Genomic DNA, 16,452 nt, shown 5'->3' with positions numbered 1-16,452 from the left:
CGTGTACAACACAGTTTTCATAGATTTGTTAAATCAAAGGTGGTTAACCACATTTGAATATTAGTGTATTTCCTACAACCTCTCATAGTTTAAAGGYTGTCTATTTAACAGTATTGCTATTTACCATAAAATACCTAATAAACAGTAAGTTATCTTTCAGATACTGACTGTTTATTAGTGCTTAACTTTATAGATCACATCTCTTATTTCTTGAGTTCTTACAGGTTTTGTAATGAATTCATTCATTCCTGCATCTAAACAAGATGATCTATCTTCTGCTGCAGTATGTGCTGTCAAAGCAATGATTGGAGTTTGAATATTCTTTTGCCTAATCATTTTTGTTGTGGATAACCCGTCAAGCACTGGCATAGAAACATCCATAAATATAATGTCAAAAGAAATATTGTTTATCTCTACAAGTTCAATTGCTTCTTGCCCATTATTAGCAACATAGACTTTATGACCTAACCTACTCAGGATGAGCTTAATAACCATCTGGTTTGTTAAATTATCTTCGACAACCAAAACGGTGTAACTTGAATCACTTTCATCACAATTCACATCTTTTTGAGCATTTATAATCGAAGGTTGTAGAATTCTGCTTTTAAATGGAAGGTTAACTAAAAATTTTGAGCCAATATTCAATGAACTCAGTACTTTTATATCTCCATTCATCAAATCAACTAAATGTTTAGTTATAGCAAGACCTAAACCTGTTCCACCAAACCTACGAGTAATACTGTCATCTGCTTGAATAAATGGGTGAAACAGTATCGATTGATGAGTATCACTAATCCCAATGCCGGTATCTGAAATCTGAATCGCAATTAACTCTGGCTTACATGTAATAGAAACGTCAACGGAACCTTTTTCAGTAAACTTAATTGCATTTCCAATTAAATTAAAAAGAATCTGAGCTAGCCGGTTTTTATCATAAAAATAAACAATATCGTCAGACGATTCAATTTCAACACTAAGAGTTAATCCTTTCTGTTGTGCGATACGCTCTTGTTCCATTGAGACAAATGTTACAGTGTCTCTTATCGATTGCCACGATGGAGTCAAAGAGAAATTTCCTGATTCAATTTTAGAGAAATCAAGCACATCATTAATGATAGAAAGTAATAACTCAGATGATGTTCCCATATTGGTAAGTAATGAAAGCTGGTCGACCCCGAGCTGAGTTGTTTTCAGCGTATCAATCAAACCGATGACTGCATTTAATGGTGTGCGAATCTCATGACTCATCATAGCAAGAAATGTAGATTTGGCTTTATTCGCCCTTTCTGCTTCCTTTTGAGCAGAAACTAATTCTTTCGTTCTTGTCTTAATCGTTGCTTCTAAGTGCTCTTTACGTTCTATATCTAATACTGCTCTCTCAATAAGAGGTCTAAATCGGTTGAGGGTCATTTTTGTATCAACACTAAAATGCTTCCCATTGGAGTGAATAAACAAAATGACGGATTGACTTAATCCACTATCAATCCCGGTTAGCAAAACAGAATTAATTTGGTCTAAAATAAATGCATTAAATTTTTCAAATTCTTTCAAACGTTTGGGTTCAAATAATATAGTACATTCACCATTAATAACTCGAGAAAACTTCCCATGATCAATCCATTCTAGATTGTCAAAAATTTTATTATTGGTGAGTATCGTTTTAAAGGTTTCACAACCAACGGGTTTAGAAATAACAATAAAATCGTCAAAGTGAATATACTTTTTTAATACAACGTCTAATGTGGAAAAAATTTGGTCGACATTTTTAGCTTTGCTTATTCCAGAAATAGTGGACAAGATTGCCCTATTCTCTTCTGCAAGATTTATTTCCCGAAGCCTAGATCTTTCTAGTTCGATTAATACATCTTGCAGGTGTTCTGTACTCTGACCTGCCATTACTTCTTTAACCTATAGAACGTTGCAGATGAAACCATTAGATTACCATGGGCATGCTCACCACCTAACAATCGTCCCTGTTCACCAAATGTGAAAGGACAAATATAAGGCAAACCATCTAATGCTTGATTGATCTGCTCACAAACATCGTTCATATCTTGTTTTAAATGAAGCATTGGACCAGCGCAAAATATATTTATCGCCCCTAATTTTTCTTCTAATTCCATATCGTTATAATAAGAGGTATTGATAATACTAGCCGCTCGACTGATTAACTGCTGCTTACAACCAGACATCAGATAAATAGTGTCGTTTTCATTAATATCAGTAAATAACTCAATACCATTATTCTCAGTTTCACGAATAGGATGAGAAAGTTTGAAGTAAGGAAAACTATAAGAAGAACCAACTTTCCGCCCTAACGGATATACTGTTGCCTTTTCAAAAATATAGCCATCTTCATTATTCCCGAGGTGAAAGTTGGTCCATTCATCATAAACGGTAGTGGCAGGACGACCATCAATTTCAAGCATAACTCGATCTTTGGTTTTTGTTACCACACCTGAATAATCAGTTGGCGTATGACCTGAACTTAATGATGTGTATATGGACTGTGATGAGAAGAAAGCAGTTAATGAAATACCATTAATAGATGAAGACTTTTCCGTAAATATACTCCAATTACCCGAAACTTTGTTATCAGCAGCGCTCCCACCAATAATAGGAACAGTTGACCCAAACCTCTGATCTATCGCCGCCATTATCTTTTCTTCATTACCTGGCGTAGAGTGCAATAAAATCAGATCAGGCACTTCACCTTGCCTATTGGCACTTGTTAAAGCCATTGATATTGCGGAATTCGTGCTATCAAATACTGACGTTTTAAAATCAGAGATACCTGTACCGTATGCGTTTATTCCAGAATCGTATATGACTAAAACACCAATAACAGGACCAGAATGAAAACCAGATTCAGTCATGATTCCATGACACGTCGTACAACCATGAAAAGGAGTTTCAGGAAAGTGCTCCTTTAACTCCTTTTGAACTACAGGTGTTGAGTACTCTTCTGTACAGTAACAAATTAGGGATGCAACTTGGTTCAAGTCAGGTATTGAGGAAATCAATTCATCAATCGCGCTGGTTTCATCAGTTTGGTTAGATATTTTTGAGAAAAATTTCATCTTTAAAAAGTATTCATATTCATAGAGTCATATATAACATGTTGTTTAAAACACTTTAGCGATTTTGCTCAATTAATGGTTTTTCTCATTAGCTTTTGTGAAGTGTATTGTCACTGGTGTTTTTTGTTGAGGAAATGTAATTTCTATTTGGAATTCCTGCGTTTGTGGTGTCAATAGCCAAGTATGTGCATTTTTCTTCACCAGCTTGCCATTTTTTTGGGAGCCTACGGTAAAATCACCACTTTCAGAAGCAATAATCATCACACCAAGGATATCTTTAGTAAGCCTAACATAGTGGTCATCGATGCTATATTCACATGGTTCTCCCAATATACAATCTAGCGTATCGTTTTCTTTGTATGTTATTGTTCTCCAAGTAAATGCTGCTAATAAAATAGACAACATGATTATAATTTGAACAAGCCTACCCCTTGTTAGCTTTTGAGCTGCCATCTTAATTATTGCTCCTTGTTACAAAGTTCAAAGTTTTTACATAAAAACACAAATCCAGACCAAGCGTAAGGTTACTACTCTGTCATTGATTTGTTAATTCAAGTATAGTGTCGCGTTGAAAATGCCACTTTTTTTTAAAATCAGCAAGTGGAAATAAAGTTCTGAATAGAATGAATTTCTTTTCTGATTTGGTGGCATTACGACGTGAGTCGTGTTGGAAGTAAAGTGTAGTAAATAAGAAATTGGAAGCATGCAAATGAGCCAAGAAAAGCAGCTTGAACAAAACTACAACTATACGGTCGTCCGTCAGTTTACCCTAGTAACCATTTTATGGGGTATTGTCGGTATGGGCGTAGGTGTTTTGATTGCCGCTCAATTAGTTTGGCCACAGCTAAACTTTGATACGCCGTGGTTGACGTACAGTCGTTTACGTCCCCTGCATACTAATGCGGTTATTTTTGCGTTCGGTACAAGCGCACTGTTTGCAACATCATATTATGTTGTACAGCGTACTTGTCAGACGCGTCTATTTGGTGGTCCTCTTGTCGCCTTCACCTTTTGGGGTTGGCAAGCGATAATTCTGTCCGCTGCAATTACTTTACCTTTGGGTCTTACCTCGGGTAAAGAATACGCAGAGCTAGAATGGCCAATCGATATTGCAATCACACTTGTATGGGTAGCTTATGCTGTCGTGTTCTTCGGAACCATGATTAAGCGTAAGACATCTCACATTTATGTTGCGAACTGGTTCTTCGGAGCCTTCATCATCACGGTTGCCGTGTTACACATCGTGAACAGCCTAGCTGTTCCTGTATCTGCTTTTAAATCATATTCGATTTATTCAGGTGCTATCGATGCCATGGTTCAATGGTGGTACGGTCATAATGCGGTAGGCTTCTTATTGACAGCTGGTTTCTTGGGTATGATGTATTACTTTGTACCGAAACAAGCTGAACGCCCTGTTTATTCTTACCGTTTATCGATTGTTCACTTCTGGGCACTTGTGTCTTTGTACATTTGGGCTGGTCCTCACCACCTTCACTACACTGCACTTCCAGACTGGACTCAATCTCTAGGTATGGTTATGTCTTTGGTTCTGTTTGCTCCATCTTGGGGTGGCATGATCAACGGTATTATGACTCTATCTGGTGCGTGGCATAAGCTGCGTTACGACCCGATCCTACGTTTCCTAATCGTTTCTTTATCATTCTATGGCATGTCGACTTTCGAAGGTCCTATGATGGCAATCAAAACGGTTAACGCACTATCTCACTATACGGACTGGACTATCGGTCACGTTCACTCTGGTGCATTAGGTTGGGTTGCAATGGTTTCTATTGGTTCTGTATACCACTTAGTTCCTAAGCTATTCGGTCAAGAGCGTATGTACTCTGTATCACTAATTAATGTTCACTTCTGGTTAGCAACGATTGGTACAGTTTTCTACATCGTAGCAATGTGGATTTCAGGTGTAATGCAAGGCCTAATGTGGCGTGCAGTTAACTCTGACGGTACGCTGACTTACAGCTTTGTAGAGTCTGTAGAAGCATCTTACCCGTTCTACTTTGTACGTTTCTTAGGTGGATTTATCTTCCTAAGCGGTATGTTCTTAATGGCATACAATACGTACAAAACTGTATCTGCACCTAAAGATAGCCTTAAAGCTATTCAACAGCCGGCATAGGGAGATTAAAGAATGAGTTCAAATTCAAACAATCGCCATGAATTAGTCGAAAAGAACGTTGGCTTGCTGGCTATACTGATTGTTATTGCAATTAGTTTCGGTGCTTTGGTAGAGATTACCCCGCTTATTTTTCAAAAGCAGACAACTGAACCTGTAGAAAACCTACGCGTTTATTCTGCTCTAGAAATGGAAGGACGCGACATCTACATCCGTGAAGGTTGTAATGTATGCCACAGTCAAATGATTCGTCCTTTCCGTTCTGAAACTGAACGTTACGGTCACTACTCTGTAGCTGGCGAAAGCGTTTGGGAACATCCGTTCCTATGGGGTTCTAAGCGTACAGGTCCTGATCTAGCACGTGTTGGTGATCGTTATTCTGATGAATGGCACCGTGTTCATTTGATTGATCCACGTGAACTAGTACCTGAATCAAATATGCCTGGTTTCCCTTGGTTAGCTGAGAACAAGCTTGATGGCAAGTTAACACAAAGCAAGCTTGAACTATTCCGCAATCAATTTGGTGTTCCATACACTGATGAACAGATTGCTAACGCGAAACAAGATGTTGAAGGTAAAACAGAGATGGATGCAATCATCGCTTACCTTCAGTCTCTTGGACACGCAATGAAATAAGGAATAGCTATGGATATTATTACATTTCAAAGCATTTGGACTGTTACTGTTTTTTCTTGCTTCATTGGCATCGTTTGGTGGGCATATGGCAAGAATCGTAAGACACGTTTCGACGAAGATGCAAATCTAGTATTTGCAGATGACGAACCAGTAGCAAGTTCTAAAAATCAAGGAGTGACAAAGTAATGAGTACATTCTGGAGTATCTGGGTTAGTGCAATTACGATTGGTACCCTCATTGGTTGTGCTGTCCTACTTCGTTGGTGTTTCCACGATAAAACAGGTGTTGAATCTGGTAAGGATATGGGTCATGAATACGATGGTATTCGTGAACTGAATAACCCTTTACCTAAATGGTGGACATACCTATTTATCAGCACGATCGTGTTTGCGGCAGTATACCTAGCACTTTATCCTGGTTTGGGTAACTTTAAAGGTGTCCTTGGCTGGACAAGTTCAGATCAAACAGTTCGTAGCGTAGAAGAGTCTCGCTCTTCAATTGCCGCATCTCAAGCTAACAAACAGTTAGATGAATATGCGAAAGAGTTAGATGATGCAAATACCTACTTTGGTGAAGCATTCAAAAAACTTGCGCACAACGATAATGGTCTACGTTCTATACCTGAAATAGCTTCGGATTCAGAAGCTATTAAAGTTGGACAACGTTTATTCTTGCAAAACTGTTCTCAGTGTCATGGTTCCGATGCTCGTGGTCAGAAAGGTTTTCCTAACCTAACTGATGACGCTTGGTTGTACGGTGGTGAGCCACAAGCAATTAAGACGACTATTATGAATGGTCGAATCGGTCAAATGCCAGCATGGAAAGACGCACTAGGTGAGCAAGGCGTTAAAGAAGTAGTTAGCTACACTCTTAGCTTATCTGGTCGTTCAGTAAATGCACGTGAAGCAGAAGCTGGTAAAGCTCGCTTTGTTGTATGTGCTGCATGTCACGGCACTGATGGTAAAGGTAACCCTGCAGTAGGCGCACCTGACCTGACAGATCGTGATTGGCTATTTGGTGACTCACGCGCTGAAGTAACTGAAACTGTAATGAACGGACGCTCAGGCGTAATGCCAGCTTGGAAGGACATTCTAGGCGAAGATAAAGTTCAACTTGTTTCTGCGTATGTTTGGAGCCTAAGCAACTCTGACAATAAGTAACATTTCAATAACAGCCCCTTTCTAAGGGGCTGTCTTTTCTGTATTTTGTAAACCCTCTTCTACCCTTTTCATTGAGATCTTTTTTATGGTAAAGCCTTGGTATAAACAGTTTTGGCCGTGGTTCTTAATTGCCTTGCCCCTAACTGTGGTTATTTGGACAATTCTTACAGTTATTCTATTCACACAAAACTCCGTCGATTTAGTGACTGAGGATTACTACAAAAAAGGTAAAGGCATTAATATCGATATATCGAAAGTTAATGTGGCTAAAGACCTTGGTCTTTTTGCTTCAGTAAGTGAAGAAGAAAACTCCGTAGTTCTTACATTAAACAAGGGTAGCTTGGACCATTTCCCAGCGATAAATGCCATGTTTGTTCATCGTACACTTCCAGATAGAGACTTTTCGAAACTGCTTACAGCAGATGCAAAAGGCAACTACCGTCTAATTTTAGACAATGATATTCAAGGTCCTTGGTTTATTGAACTGAGCCCACATAACTCTGAATGGCTTATACAAGGTCGTATTACATTCCCTCTTGAAACATCAACTCGACTAATGAACTAAAACTATGAACGAATCGTGTTACCACTGCGGTGAAGATGTACCAGCAAACACCGATTTTAAAGTTGAAATCTTAGGTTCAGAACGAGAAATGTGCTGTCCAGGCTGTGAGACGGTTGCTCAAACCATCATAGATAGTGGTCTAGTTTCTTATTATCAATATAGGACAGCTCCAGCTGAAAAAGCTGATCTTGTTCCTGAGCAATTAAGAGCACTTGCACACTACGACAATGAAGATGTGCAACAAGAGTTTGTCCGAAACAGCCAAGATGCCTCAGAAGTTACCCTTTCGATTGAAGGGGTTTCATGTGCGGCTTGTGCTTGGCTAATAGAAAAGCAAGTATCTAAAAAAATAGGTGTCTACAGTATTCGAGTAAACACCACAACGAATCGAGCTCTTCTTAGTTGGGATAAGTCAAAAGTAAGATTGAGTGAATTATTATCTGCCATTCACTCGCTCGGTTATAAAGCCGCACCTTTTGAAGCCGATCAACAAGAAGCCGCTTACCATCGTTCGATGAAAAACTATCTCTACCGACTTGGAGTGGCAGGACTTGCAACCATGCAAGTTATGATGCTTGCCGTTGCATTATATTTAGAAGTTTTTGGCAACCTAGAACCTGAGTTTAAAAGTTACTTCCGTTGGGTAAGCTTAATATTTGCCACTCCCGTATTACTTTACTCAGCCCTACCTTTCTACATTAATGCTTGGAGAAGTTTAAAAGGCAGAACACTAGGAATGGACGTACCTGTTTCTATCGCACTGCTCTTTGCTTATGCCGCTAGCTTAGTGGCTACCGTAACAGAACAAGGCGAAGTGTTCTTTGAGTCCATTTCAATGTTTACCTTTTTCCTACTCTTAGGTCGCTTCCTAGAAATGAGAGCCAGAAGAAAGGCTGCGGCAGCTAGTGGAAATCTACTCAAATTAATCCCTGCGATGGCCACCACTTTAGATGGTAAACAAATCCCCGTTAAAACCTTAAAGGTTGGAGATAAAATTCGCGTCTTGCCTGGAGAACATATACCAGCGGATGGCTTGGTTCTTTCAGGAAGAGTACATGTTGATGAATCAATGTTAACGGGTGAATCCGTACATGTTGTGAAATCTGAGAATGATTCTGTTTTTGCGGGTACATTGAATGGTGATGAGTCATTTGAATTGGAAGTCACTACATCGAAAGCAGACTCAATGATATCTAATATTGTTCGGCTACAAGATGAAGCTCAGTTATCTAAGCCAAAAATTGCAGAAATAGCCGATGTTGTTGCCCGCTACTTTGTCGCAATCATTTTGATCATATCTTTCGGTACTTGGCTGTATTGGCACCAAACCAAACCTGAAGATGCTTTTTGGATAATGCTATCTGTACTTGTTGCGACCTGCCCTTGCGCTTTGTCTCTTGCTACACCTACCGCAATCACTTGCTCGACATCTCGTATGGGCAATTTAGGTATTTTATTGCGTAAAGGGCATGTGTTCGAAACACTTTGTAAAGTGAATCATTTAATCATTGATAAAACTGGCACTTTAACTGAAGGCGATATTCGTATCGCCCGTGTAGATACTAAATCTGATATTGATGAACCTACATGTTTGGCTCTAGCGGCTAGCTTGGAAAAACATGCGAACCACCCAATAGCCAAAGCTTTTCGAGAGTTTGAATCTGAGAGTATTCTTGTCGATAACGTCAGCAACATTATTGGTTCTGGAATTGAAGGAACATTTAACGGGCAACCTATCTCTATCGGGAGTGCAAGATTTATATTAGATAACGCCGAAACGGCAGAGAGTAACGGTATTTACTTAGCTTTAAATGGACAACATATAGCAACCTTTACATATGAAGACCCAATAAGAAAAGAAAGTGCAGAGCTCATCAAACAATTTACTGATGCCGGAATTAAAACAACTCTGCTAACCGGTGATTCATTGGCAAATGCACTCCCTGTTGCCAAATCAATTGGTATACAAGATGTTGTCGCAGACGCAAAACCGGAGGATAAGTTAGCCTACCTTAATTCAACTGACTCGAATGATATAACCATGATGGTTGGTGATGGTATCAATGATGCTCCAACATTAGCTGGTGCACACTTATCCGTTGCAATGGGTGGCGGCACTGACGTTGCAAAAGCATCTGCAGACATGATTTTACTCGGCGATAAATTAGATAGGCTACTTAAGTCACGTATCTTAGCGTTGAAAACTCGTAAAATCATCAGAGAGAACCTTGCATGGTCTCTTGGGTATAACTTACTGATATTACCTCTAGCAGTAGCTGGATTAGTTGCGCCTTATATTGCAGTTGTTGGCATGTCTGCAAGTTCAATTATAGTAGTCTCTAACTCTTTAAGGCTCTTAAAAGAGGAACGTAAGTAATGGAAAGTTTGTACATCTTGATCCCAATTGCGATCATTTTGGTTTGTGTTGCTGTGGGCGTTTTTCTATGGGCTGTGAAAAGTGAGCAGTTTGAAGATTTAGAGCGCCAGGGTCACAATATTTTATTCGATGAAGACAGTGGTAAAGAAATGAACACATCAAAGAAACCTCATGACTCCTGATTGGATTGGCGCTTTCTTCATAGGTTTAATTGGTGCCGGTCATTGTATGGGTATGTGTGGTGGTATTGCCTCTTTACTTTCTATTGGCAGTCAGAAGCCATCACCAATGACCCCACTACTTTATAATTTAGGCCGCCTATCAAGTTACGCATTGATTGGAGCTATTGTTGGCGGGGCTATTTCATCTATCGGAGAACTTAGCCAGTTTAATGCTTTGCTCGGTTGGCTGCGTTTATTCACTGCAATATTCATGATTATCTTGGCTTTGTATATTGGTAAATGGTGGTTTGGCTTGCTTGTTTTTGAGAAGTTAGGTCAGCGGTTATGGCATTATATTTCGCCTATTGGTAAATCATTTCTTCCTCTAAAGCACCCTTCACATGCATTACCTTTTGGTTTTATTTGGGGGTGGCTGCCATGTGGCTTAGTTTATTCTATGCTAACTTGGGCTGCCGTTTCTGGTGGCTCCCTTAACGGAGCCGGAATAATGCTAGCTTTTGGTCTAGGTACTTTACCTGCCATGTTAGCTGTTGGAGTGGGGGCAAGCCTTATAAAAAGAATCCAGCAAGCTACTCTGTTCCGTCAGTTAGGTGCAGTTTTAATCTTTATCTACGGTTTGTATACCGGATATATAGCGATACAGCTCATCAATTATACCGTATGACCAATCTTTTAATGCGGTTTTTTTACTACCTTTTGGGGAGAAGGAATGCTAAAATATTGACGTATATCAAATAGTGAAAGATTGTTATGATTTCTGAAAAGCCTGTGACGAAACGTGTTCAGTCTGGTGGCTGTGCAATCCACTGCCAGGATTGTAGTATTAGCCAGCTCTGTATCCCATTTACTTTGAATGAATCTGAACTTGATCAACTTGATCAGATCATTGAAAGAAAAAAGCCTATTCAAAAAGGTCAAGAGTTATTCAAAGCTGGAGACGAGCTTAAGTCTCTGTATGCGATTCGCTCTGGTACTATTAAGAGTTACACCATTACCGAACAAGGTGATGAACAAATTACTGCATTTCACCTTGCCGGTGACTTAGTAGGTTTTGATGCTATCACAGAAGATATGCATCCTAGCTTTGCTCAAGCTTTAGAAACCTCTATGGTCTGTGAAATTCCTTATGAAATCTTAGATGATTTATCAGGAAAAATGCCAAAGCTTCGCCAGCAGATCATGCGCTTGATGAGTAATGAAATTAAAGGCGACCAAGAAATGATTCTTCTGTTGTCTAAAAAGAATGCAGAGGAGCGCTTAGCTGCTTTCTTATTCAACCTTTCAACTCGATTCTCTCAACGTGGTTTCAGCCCACGAGAATTCCGTTTGACGATGACTCGCGGCGACATTGGTAATTACCTTGGTTTAACCGTTGAAACTATTAGCCGTTTGCTAGGTCGCTTTCAAAAAGCAGACATTCTAAGCGTTAAAGGTAAATACATCACTATCGAAGACCATGATGCCTTAATGGAATTAGCTGGTGTTTCAAAAGAATAACTGATTTATCAATGATGTAGTTCAATAATGAGCTACATCATATTTCTCTCTAAAATCCTCCTATATTTCTCTTAATCTCTCTTTAACTGCGCTACATTAATTATATGGTTTAGCCCTAATAGTAGGCTTAGTTATGAGTATCTATAGCAAAATTCTAGTCGTCGCCGACATTAATCACGATGAGCAACCAGCTCTTGTTCGTGCAATTCAACTCGCTAAAAAGAGTGCTTCAACAAGTCACATTACTTTTTTCCTATCGATTTATGATTTCTCATATGATATGACATCCATGCTCTCACCCGATGAACGTGATGCAATGAGAAAAGGTGTTATTCATCAACGTGAGATTTGGATGAATAAAGTTGCTGAACCTTATATAGATGATTCAATTGAGTTTAATGTCAAAGTGGTTTGGCATAATAGACCGTATGAAGCAACCATAGCTGAGGTTTTCTCTGGTGAACACGATATTCTTATTAAAGGAACTCGTAAGCACGACACTTTAGAGTCCGTCATTTTCACCCCAACGGATTGGCATTTATTACGTAAGTGCCCTTGCCCAGTTCTATTAGTCAAGAATGAATTCTGGCCTGAACATGCAAAAATTTATGCGTCTGTACATGTCGGCTCAGAAAATGATACTCACATTGAACTAAATGACTCTATGGTCGAAAGGCTATTGGAAATAACAGGACGCTTGAATGCTGAGCCATTCCTAGTTAACGCCTACCCTCTGACTCCAGCCAACATCACAATTGAACTCCCTGAGTTTGACCCTACGTCATATACTGATGCTGTTCGTGGTCACCATTTAACTGCAATGAAGGCACTTCGCCAAAAACACCATTTATGTGAAGAACAAACTATTGTACAGCAAGGTCTTCCTGAAGATGTTATCCCGCAAGTAGCGGAAGACAATGGCGCAGCTATGGTGATTTTAGGAACAACCGGACGTACCGGCTTATCTGCCGTTTTCATTGGAAATACTGCTGAGCATGTCATTGATAAGATAAACTGTGATGTTCTCGCTCTGAAGCCAAATGGTTATATCAGCCCTTTGGACCCTAATATTGCTAAGTAAGTGACAATAATTAGAAGGTATATTGATATTTCCTTTAAGAATCCCTAAACAATCACTTTTATTATTAATACAAAAAAGCCCCGACTTCCGGGGCTTTTTATTTTCTAAGCTTGACTTAGACGTTCGTTACATCAATAAACATAGATTCATCAATATGAGCTGAGCCTATATTTGAAGACGAAACTTCCGCTTCAGCGAATTCATATTGTTCACGTTCGCAGCTGCGATCAATGGGTAAGTTTTCGAAATCAAATAGCTCTCTATCAGCAAGCTGACTTGGGCTTACGTTTTGAATTGATTTAAACACTTTTTCTACTCGACCAGGGGTCTTCTTATCCCAATCGATAAGCATAGCTTTAATATTTTGACGTTGAAGATTTTCTTGTGAACCACATAGGTTACAAGGAATAATTGGAAACTCTTTATGCTCCGCATATTCAATAAGGTCCGTTTCTCGACAGTAAGTCAGAGGGCGGATTACAACATTGCGACCATCATCTGAACGAAGTTTAGGCGGCATTGCTTTTAGGCGTGCGCCATGAAACATATTGAGGAACATAGTTTCAACAATATCATCTAGATGGTGACCAAGAGCGATCTTAGTTGCGCCAATCTTCTCAGCAAATGAGTAAAGTGTGCCTCTACGTAAACGAGAGCAAAGACCACAAGTCGTTTTACCTTCAGGCACTTTCTCTTTAACGACCGAATACGTATCCTTATCTACGATGTAATAAGGAATATTCAATGTTTCAAAGTAGTCAGGAAGAATATGTTCAGGGAAACCTGGCTGTTTCTGGTCTAAGTTAACAGCCACTACATCAAATTTGATTGGAGCAACTTCACGAAGCTTAAGTAAGATATCCAACATCGCAAATGAATCTTTACCGCCGCTGATACATGCCATAACAACATCATTTTCTTCGATCATGTTGTAATCAACAATGGCGTTACCAACATTTTTTCTTAAACGCTTCTGAAGTTTGTTGAATTCGTGTGTTTCTTTTCTATTATCGACTTGATTCATTACGACTCTCACACTGTCGAGTAACCGACGGTAGCTTTGCTTGGTGGATTCTTTAAGGGCGTGGATTATACGGATTTTTATTTAATGTTGAAATACTAACTAGAGATAAAACATCTGAGTTTATTAAGAAGTAATGCCGTTTTAGAACATAGTATTTATTGCTTCTACGTTTCAGCATTCTCTAAAAGTAGTTATGAAGCTTATATAGACCGCCAATATAGGTTTAGTCATTCGCTTCATAACTAACTGTTTGTAGTGATTATTGAGCAGGAATGTAAGGAAGTACACGTTGAGTGGCTTCAGGTAACACTAAAGTATCCCCTTTTTGTAGGTCGTCTAAAGTAAAACGAGCTTTACCATCAATAATAGGGATGCTTTTACCGCTGGAAGTCTTAATATCACTGTTTAAGTTGTTTGCAAATTCTAACGTTACACCGGTAATCTTAGGCGTAAACCAACTAGAAAACATACCACTTAAGTCCTCTAACATGATCTGCATTTGCGGCAGGAGTGTTTCGATATTTTCATAGGAAACGGAACCGTCAAGTGGCTCTTTTGTCATTACGACAAGCGAGTAATCACATACTTCTTCTTCCGTCTGGACAAAAATGAGAGGGTTCGCTGATCTTAAGTTGCTATCTATTGGTAGAGGGAATTCATTCGAACTAGGGATATCAAACTCTTCATAATGCTCTTCTTTTTCCATCCAAGCTTTTTTGATATTACATATTTTCTGTGTTTCTTGATCAATAAAGAAAACGGCAACTTTTACATCATCATGCCCTTCTTTATTGTTGTTTTTTAACTGTGTATACAGTTTTGAATAGGTAAACATATATTCTTGAGCAGAAGCTGGAATTGCAAAAGCAAGCCCTAAAGATGCGAGTATTGCGATAGTCGTTTTTTTCATTCTAATTATCTTGTTATATGTAGAGTGGACATCAAGGTGATGTTTCAAACTCATTACTGAGCCCAATATTTTTGATTATGGCGAATCATAGCCTGCAAATCTTCCACATAAGCAGAGCCTCTTTCAGAGTATTTCAGCAGACCGTTTGTCAATTCTGTCGCGGTATTGTGTGTTAACAATTCTTGTCCAGCATCGGATAAATCACTTCGGATGCCCCTTAACTCTTTATAAGCACGGTTTCGGTTTATATTCATGAAGTAACGATGTACTGATTCTTGGCTAGATGAGAACTTGGCAACTTCATGAGTACTGCCTTCATTTCTTTGTAAAGGAACTAAGCCGCAGCCTTTCGAATAACACCATTGCCCAAAGAAATTATTCGCTTGCTTTGCAAAACGTGATGTTCCCCAGGCCGATTCATTCGCGGCTTGTGATAAAACCAAAGCCTCGGGCAAGACATTCACGCGATTTAACATTTCGGATAACCAAGTATTATCTAAACCCTCTGTTGACAGAGGTAAACTGTATAATTTGCCTAATCGTTTCGCATACGACAGCTCTTCTGCAGATAAAGATTCAATACCACTGTCTGCCCATTTAAGAAGATGCCTACGTTCTTTGGTTATCCGGTTATTTTCAATTTGAATACTCGGACGAAGGTAAGAGAAAAAGGAATCCTTCTTCTCATTTACATCTCCTATAGCACCAAAATCTGGAGTCGACGTAGGCAACATTTCAACACTGATTTCAGGTTGCTCTGTTTTCTTAGCTTGCAAGGATTTACGACGCTCTTCTTGTTCATAAATATATGGACCTATAAATGAAACAGTTCCAACAACTGCAAAAGCAAGGAATTTTGTTGATTTAGAGCTAATGATATTTTCAAACTTAGACATATTCGGATCTTTTATTAGTCGGCTTTTCTATTAACAAGCTTTAAGCATTGAAAACATCAGAGTTCGGGTTGCTACCATTATCACTATCGTTATCATTATTTGAGTCATGCGGGCGATAAGATGCGATGACTTTGAGCTTAATGCCAAACATCTCACGGTATAAGATGCCTTTCACATGAAAGAAAAATGGCAGTACGAAAATCAACCCAATTCCGTACATCATCGCAGCAATGACAAACATCAACATAACTAATAGGTAGATTGAAGCAACAACGAAGATCTTCTTATTAATCGCTCGAAGTGAAAGTAACAGCGCTTGCATCGGAGGCACTTTCTTTTCACAAATGAGTAGAATCGAATGACTGAAAGCTAATGAAAAGTAAATAGACAAGAATGGGAGGATCATACCAGCAATGCCTTGAAGCATCAGGCTAAACAAAGTCACTAAAATGACTGGCACCGTGAACTGCAACCCTTTCCCAATATGTTTAAGCTTTGTATTCAAACCAGCAGCATGGCTCATCGCCATTAAACTAATACCGGCGTAAATCGGCGCACTCACAACTTCATAACTGAAGTTTGCGATGAAGATTGATTCAACAATTTGAGGGGTAAATGCTTCAGGGTCTATGACAGCATCCAATATAACGCTTGGGTCACCAAGTTGAAGCTGTAATGCAATGTAGAAGATTGCAAGTTGAATAAACATCAAAGCAACAATAGCAGGAGAGAAAGAGAGAAAATGATTAACCGTATATTTCCATGCTTCCTGAAAAACGGCCGTGGCTTTTAGCTCGTAATTTCCAGAAAGAGCGCGTTCAATGCTCCCGCCTAAATTAAAATCTTTTTCAATGTCGTTATTCATAGTTCTTCCTAGGTAGACAATACATATACGAGCCACCTAACTTGT

Annotated in this window: 17 protein-coding genes; 10 read left to right on the top strand and 7 right to left on the bottom strand. The window is 39.1% G+C overall.

Annotation, left to right across the window (positions count from 1 at the left end):
* Positions 1–174 precede the first annotated feature (174 nt).
* From L4C37_RS10555 to L4C37_RS10545, 3 genes are all read right to left on the bottom strand, one after another.
* Positions 175–1,896, bottom strand: a complete 1,722-nt coding sequence (locus L4C37_RS10555) for a response regulator (RefSeq protein ID WP_429768524.1) — start codon at positions 1,894–1,896, stop codon at positions 175–177.
* The gene (locus L4C37_RS10550) at positions 1,896–3,080 is read right to left on the bottom strand and encodes an FIST signal transduction protein (RefSeq protein ID WP_429768523.1); all 1,185 of its coding nucleotides are present in this window, start codon (positions 3,078–3,080) and stop codon (positions 1,896–1,898) included. Before L4C37_RS10550 ends, L4C37_RS10555 begins: the two co-directional genes overlap by 1 nt.
* Positions 3,081–3,152: 72 nt before the next feature.
* Positions 3,153–3,533: a hypothetical protein gene (locus tag L4C37_RS10545; RefSeq protein ID WP_429768522.1), complete on the bottom strand. Its 381-nt coding sequence runs from the start codon at positions 3,531–3,533 to the stop codon at positions 3,153–3,155.
* 256 nt (positions 3,534–3,789) lie between these two features.
* On the opposite strand from L4C37_RS10545, the gene ccoN reads away from it, so the two are divergent.
* The 10 genes from ccoN to uspE all read left to right on the top strand — a co-directional run bounded on the left by ccoN (position 3,790) and on the right by uspE (position 12,712).
* Positions 3,790–5,217 carry a cytochrome-c oxidase, cbb3-type subunit I gene (gene ccoN / locus L4C37_RS10540; protein WP_167494026.1) on the top strand — a complete coding sequence of 476 codons (1,428 nt, stop codon included), beginning with the start codon at positions 3,790–3,792 and terminating at the stop codon, positions 5,215–5,217.
* A gap of 12 nt (positions 5,218–5,229) precedes the next feature.
* On the top strand, positions 5,230–5,850 hold the full coding sequence (gene ccoO / locus L4C37_RS10535; protein WP_137373229.1) for a cytochrome-c oxidase, cbb3-type subunit II: 621 nt from the start codon (positions 5,230–5,232) through the stop codon (positions 5,848–5,850).
* A 9-nt stretch (positions 5,851–5,859) separates the two neighbouring features.
* Complete coding sequence (locus tag L4C37_RS10530) at positions 5,860–6,036, top strand: cbb3-type cytochrome oxidase subunit 3 (RefSeq protein ID WP_429768521.1); 177 nt, start codon at positions 5,860–5,862, stop codon at positions 6,034–6,036.
* Positions 6,036–7,010 carry a cytochrome-c oxidase, cbb3-type subunit III gene (gene ccoP, locus L4C37_RS10525; RefSeq protein ID WP_137373227.1) on the top strand — a complete coding sequence of 325 codons (975 nt, stop codon included), beginning with the start codon at positions 6,036–6,038 and terminating at the stop codon, positions 7,008–7,010. The genes L4C37_RS10530 and ccoP overlap by 1 nt, the downstream gene beginning before the upstream one ends.
* Positions 7,011–7,095: 85 nt before the next feature.
* A complete protein-coding gene (locus L4C37_RS10520) occupies positions 7,096–7,575 on the top strand; it encodes a FixH family protein (RefSeq protein ID WP_137373226.1) in 480 nt (159 codons plus the stop codon).
* Between the two features lie 4 nt (positions 7,576–7,579).
* On the top strand, positions 7,580–9,952 hold the full coding sequence (locus L4C37_RS10515; RefSeq protein WP_429768520.1) for a heavy metal translocating P-type ATPase: 2,373 nt from the start codon (positions 7,580–7,582) through the stop codon (positions 9,950–9,952).
* Positions 9,952–10,134 carry a cbb3-type cytochrome oxidase assembly protein CcoS gene (gene ccoS, locus L4C37_RS10510; RefSeq protein ID WP_137373224.1) on the top strand — a complete coding sequence of 61 codons (183 nt, stop codon included), beginning with the start codon at positions 9,952–9,954 and terminating at the stop codon, positions 10,132–10,134. Before L4C37_RS10515 ends, ccoS begins: the two co-directional genes overlap by 1 nt.
* Positions 10,124–10,798 carry a sulfite exporter TauE/SafE family protein gene (locus L4C37_RS10505; protein ID WP_429768519.1) on the top strand — a complete coding sequence of 225 codons (675 nt, stop codon included), beginning with the start codon at positions 10,124–10,126 and terminating at the stop codon, positions 10,796–10,798. Before ccoS ends, L4C37_RS10505 begins: the two co-directional genes overlap by 11 nt.
* A gap of 86 nt (positions 10,799–10,884) precedes the next feature.
* Positions 10,885–11,631: a fumarate/nitrate reduction transcriptional regulator Fnr gene (fnr, locus tag L4C37_RS10500; protein ID WP_137373222.1), complete on the top strand. Its 747-nt coding sequence runs from the start codon at positions 10,885–10,887 to the stop codon at positions 11,629–11,631.
* A gap of 133 nt (positions 11,632–11,764) precedes the next feature.
* The gene (uspE, locus tag L4C37_RS10495) at positions 11,765–12,712 is read left to right on the top strand and encodes a universal stress protein UspE (RefSeq protein WP_273294978.1); all 948 of its coding nucleotides are present in this window, start codon (positions 11,765–11,767) and stop codon (positions 12,710–12,712) included.
* A gap of 115 nt (positions 12,713–12,827) precedes the next feature.
* On the opposite strand, the gene ttcA is transcribed toward uspE, so the two are convergent.
* The 4 genes from ttcA to L4C37_RS10475 all read right to left on the bottom strand — a co-directional run bounded on the left by ttcA (position 12,828) and on the right by L4C37_RS10475 (position 16,407).
* Positions 12,828–13,736, bottom strand: coding sequence for a tRNA 2-thiocytidine(32) synthetase TtcA (gene ttcA, locus L4C37_RS10490; RefSeq protein WP_429768518.1), 909 nt, complete (start codon positions 13,734–13,736; stop codon positions 12,828–12,830).
* A 259-nt stretch (positions 13,737–13,995) separates the two neighbouring features.
* Entirely contained in the window at positions 13,996–14,646 is a 651-nt protein-coding gene (locus L4C37_RS10485; protein ID WP_137373219.1) for a DUF2987 domain-containing protein, read from the bottom strand.
* 53 nt (positions 14,647–14,699) lie between these two features.
* The gene (locus tag L4C37_RS10480) at positions 14,700–15,542 is read right to left on the bottom strand and encodes a glucosaminidase domain-containing protein (RefSeq protein WP_429768517.1); all 843 of its coding nucleotides are present in this window, start codon (positions 15,540–15,542) and stop codon (positions 14,700–14,702) included.
* A 40-nt stretch (positions 15,543–15,582) separates the two neighbouring features.
* Positions 15,583–16,407 (bottom strand): DUF2189 domain-containing protein, encoded by an 825-nt coding sequence (locus L4C37_RS10475; RefSeq protein WP_429768516.1) that lies wholly within the window; start codon positions 16,405–16,407, stop codon positions 15,583–15,585.
* Positions 16,408–16,452 lie beyond the last annotated feature (45 nt).

Origin of the sequence: Vibrio kagoshimensis (assembly GCF_050337535.1) — a bacterium.
Taxonomy (GTDB): Bacteria; Pseudomonadota; Gammaproteobacteria; order Enterobacterales; family Vibrionaceae; genus Vibrio; species Vibrio gallaecicus.
This window is presented reverse-complemented; position numbering and strand designations above follow the sequence as displayed.

Bases quoted from the DNA above. Each gene is read 5' to 3' on its own strand.
- L4C37_RS10515 (WP_429768520.1), top strand. From the start codon at position 7,580: ATGAACGAATCGTGTTACCACTGCGGTGAAGATGTACCAGCAAACACC.
- L4C37_RS10505 (WP_429768519.1), top strand. From the start codon at position 10,124: ATGACTCCTGATTGGATTGGCGCTTTCTTCATAGGTTTAATTGGTGCC.
- fnr (WP_137373222.1), top strand. From the start codon at position 10,885: ATGATTTCTGAAAAGCCTGTGACGAAACGTGTTCAGTCTGGTGGCTGT.
- ccoO (WP_137373229.1), top strand. From the start codon at position 5,230: ATGAGTTCAAATTCAAACAATCGCCATGAATTAGTCGAAAAGAACGTT.
- uspE (WP_273294978.1), top strand. From the start codon at position 11,765: ATGAGTATCTATAGCAAAATTCTAGTCGTCGCCGACATTAATCACGAT.
- L4C37_RS10555 (WP_429768524.1), bottom strand. From the start codon at position 1,896: ATGGCAGGTCAGAGTACAGAACACCTGCAAGATGTATTAATCGAACTA.
- L4C37_RS10550 (WP_429768523.1), bottom strand. From the start codon at position 3,080: ATGAAATTTTTCTCAAAAATATCTAACCAAACTGATGAAACCAGCGCG.
- L4C37_RS10480 (WP_429768517.1), bottom strand. From the start codon at position 15,542: ATGTCTAAGTTTGAAAATATCATTAGCTCTAAATCAACAAAATTCCTT.
- L4C37_RS10520 (WP_137373226.1), top strand. From the start codon at position 7,096: ATGGTAAAGCCTTGGTATAAACAGTTTTGGCCGTGGTTCTTAATTGCC.
- L4C37_RS10485 (WP_137373219.1), bottom strand. From the start codon at position 14,646: ATGAAAAAAACGACTATCGCAATACTCGCATCTTTAGGGCTTGCTTTT.
- ccoN (WP_167494026.1), top strand. From the start codon at position 3,790: ATGAGCCAAGAAAAGCAGCTTGAACAAAACTACAACTATACGGTCGTC.
- L4C37_RS10545 (WP_429768522.1), bottom strand. From the start codon at position 3,533: ATGGCAGCTCAAAAGCTAACAAGGGGTAGGCTTGTTCAAATTATAATC.
- L4C37_RS10475 (WP_429768516.1), bottom strand. From the start codon at position 16,407: ATGAATAACGACATTGAAAAAGATTTTAATTTAGGCGGGAGCATTGAA.
- ccoS (WP_137373224.1), top strand. From the start codon at position 9,952: ATGGAAAGTTTGTACATCTTGATCCCAATTGCGATCATTTTGGTTTGT.
- ccoP (WP_137373227.1), top strand. From the start codon at position 6,036: ATGAGTACATTCTGGAGTATCTGGGTTAGTGCAATTACGATTGGTACC.
- L4C37_RS10530 (WP_429768521.1), top strand. From the start codon at position 5,860: ATGGATATTATTACATTTCAAAGCATTTGGACTGTTACTGTTTTTTCT.
- ttcA (WP_429768518.1), bottom strand. From the start codon at position 13,736: ATGAATCAAGTCGATAATAGAAAAGAAACACACGAATTCAACAAACTT.